Source organism: Pseudomonas cichorii (assembly GCF_015471405.1).
Taxonomy (GTDB): Bacteria; Pseudomonadota; Gammaproteobacteria; order Pseudomonadales; family Pseudomonadaceae; genus Aquipseudomonas; species Aquipseudomonas serbiensis.
In genome coordinates, this window is record NZ_BLVZ01000030.1 from 1 (window position 1) to 2,940 (window position 2,940).

At 51.0% G+C, this 2,940-nt stretch carries 2 protein-coding genes; both read left to right on the top strand.

Features of this window, described 5'->3' with window-relative positions; translation table 11 throughout:
- A partial coding sequence (locus tag JL015_RS27435) for a hypothetical protein (protein WP_201020677.1) occupies positions 1-981 on the top strand: 981 nt, incomplete at its 5' end.
- A gap of 269 nt (positions 982-1,250) precedes the next feature.
- Positions 1,251-2,940, top strand: a 1,690-nt coding sequence (locus JL015_RS27440) for a hypothetical protein (protein ID WP_374063562.1), incomplete at its 3' end; no start/stop codon positions are given.

The window sequence follows — 2,940 nt, forward strand, 5'->3', positions numbered from 1 at the left end:
TGGGTGCGCCTTGAAGACTTCACCATCAAGGCACAATCCGGGTCGGTAAAACTGTTTGCCAATGGCCTGGAACAAGTCAAGGTCCGGGTGGCAGTCAAGCCGTTCGACGAGCAGGACATAGAAGTGCCTCTTACGCCCTCCGAACTGAATAGCATGCGGCTGATCGTTGCTGACACACTCAATGAACTGCCTTATATCGGTGAAAAAGGTATACCCGCCGATGCGCCCGAGGGAAAACAATGGGGCGTCAATGAGTCCAGAAACGCTTATCTGTATTATCCCCCTGACCCCACCCGAACCAGTGAACCACAGGCTCTGGATGGCAGTGGCAAATCTCTGTATATCCAGACACGCAGCCCGCTACCATTAAAAATAGCCGTTGCCTTGACCCGCGCCGATCAGGCCGAATTCAATTCGACTGAACAGGATGGCTCCGAAGAAAAACACAACATCATAGAAATCACACCAAGAACCGTGCCCAGCTATGCCATAGAGAGTTATGAGTTTGAGCACGTCCGGGTGGTGGGCGAAGCAGACAATGATTACAACCTCAACACCATTGATTACTACTACCTGAGGTTCAAACAGTCCGTCCAGAATATAAAGTTCGTCACCGTCGAGTTTGACAGCACCGCCAGTATGGTTCAGTGGGAAAGCCGTCAATATGCGGAGCTCATGGGCAGTTACACCGGCTACGCACTGCCCGGCAGTAGAACACTCTTGTTTGAACCATTATTGATGCAGACCATTGAACCTGAGTTACGCCCAAGCCTTGATGTCATTCCCGGCAAGGAAGCGCCTCTGGGGGCCGTCTTGATCAGCCTGCATCGGCGTTCAGACTTTGCGTTCAACAATAACAGTGACTTTGACCAGCCGATGAAACTGAAGCTGATTGATGAGTACGGGAACCTGCACAAACTTACCGTGCGATTCAAGTCTCCGAGCGACCGTAATGAACTGATGATCATTGCAACCAATTGATCGCGCGCTCGTGCTCTGTCGGGAGCGCCGAAAAAACAACATCAATTAACGGAGTAAGCATTCTCTATACCCTGCTTGCTCCTGGGTGAACACTGTCAGATCAGTCGTTGACCGGCCTGTCTAACAGCAGACAACCACCAGGGTCACGAAGAGTTCTGCTGACCTGCTACAGCAACAAGGAGTCATCGAGGTGTGATATGGCAAATTCACTGAACTCACTTTTACAGATACTTAAAGGCAGAACCAATACCCGAGGCTGGGGAGCGATTGTGTCTTTCAACCGTACCAAGGCCAACCATCTTCTGGCACAACAGCATATCGCGCGGTTCAGTACAGACAGCTTCCTGCCCGCGATCCGCGGCACTGTGCAACTGGAAGGGCCTGAAACCCTGGAACTGAGCGGGATCATTCTGAGTGCCCCGCGCCTCTCGTTTGAAAATGCATCACTGAGGGACTCCAGGGCACGCCTGAATATGGATATCGTTGGCGGCACGGTCACTCATTACAGCAATGCCCCCGGTTCTCCTGCGCGAGCGCTCTCCAGTTTCAATATTTCCGAACAGCATGGTTACCGCTTGAACGCCGATATTGAACTGAGAAAAGTGGTAGGAGGCATCAACAAGAGCTCTCAAGTCATTCTGGATATTTCAAAGGCCACAGAGTTCACGGCCAACCTGATTGATCTGGGCGTCAGCCCGACGCTGATAGGCAATTTCTTCAAGGCCAGATTCGATGAGTTACCGACGGAACAGCAAACCTATTCACTGGGGTTGCTGGACTTCAATGCGGATGACCTGTTGGCCCCCAAGGACTTTTATATCCTGACTCAGGCAGCCCCTGAAGGAAAGAATCTCAAGTCGGACAGTTATGGTGATGGTGCCGTGGTGTTGTTTGTTCGCACCAAGAACAATTTTTACGATGGCACGTTGCCGACAAACGAGAGCGAGTTTCCTTACCTGATTCCCGATGACAAGGTGACGGGCGAGGAGCGCTCGAAGTATTCCGGCTCGTTGCTCATTTCCCGCCAGGCTATCATGCACTGGTTCATTGCTCCCTACATGAAAAGCCACATTGAACGCGGGCTGAACTTTGAGGTAAAAGAAGATACCGGGTCAACAGGTGACTATCGACTGATTGCGATTGCTGGAGAGTTTGAAGTAGAACCCATCGACATCCAGTACGATCATGGCAGAGAAAACTTCCACTTCATAAGAAACGATCTGCATATCCCCTTCTCACAAAAGCTATCCATTTTCGTCAGACCTGACTTTCGCCTTGCACTGGAATGGAATGGAACCAGCACTGAAGTATTCCACTATTGGGATGATATCGCCGGATGGTGGGACGAACACAAGGATGTCAATGTCACCCTTGAACATACGCTTTCGATTATCTTTGACAACCAACTGAATGCCGTTGAAAACACCCTGAACTTTGTACAGTCACCGACTTCCAGCCAGAGCGTAAATATCAGCATCGAGGGTGAAGAAGCTCTTTATCAACCCCTGATGGAGAAAGCAAGACAAGCCCTGGTTAAAATCTTGACGCAAATACTGGATACCTTCAAAACCATAGACATCCCTGAAATAAATTTCTTCGGCATCAACCACCTGCTGTTCCCGGAACACAATGCCCTGATCCTGAAAGAAGCCTACTTGCCCGGCGACCTGGCCATGTTCGGGGAAATCGACCCGGCCCTGACTTCGTTCAGCCTCAAGCCGCTTTACACGACGATCAAAACCGGTGACAACCTGCAGTTTGAAATTATCGAACTGCTCTATCGCGCACGGGCTGCCAATATCACCTGGAGTGTTCGCGACATCGATGGCTCGCGCTCCCAGGGAGTCATCAATACAGGAGGCTTGTACACCGCACCTTCGGTCGGGCAACTTGAAGACAAGACCACCCGTAACGTGGTTACCGCCACTTATACCGATCCCGAGACAGAGGCAACGCGCA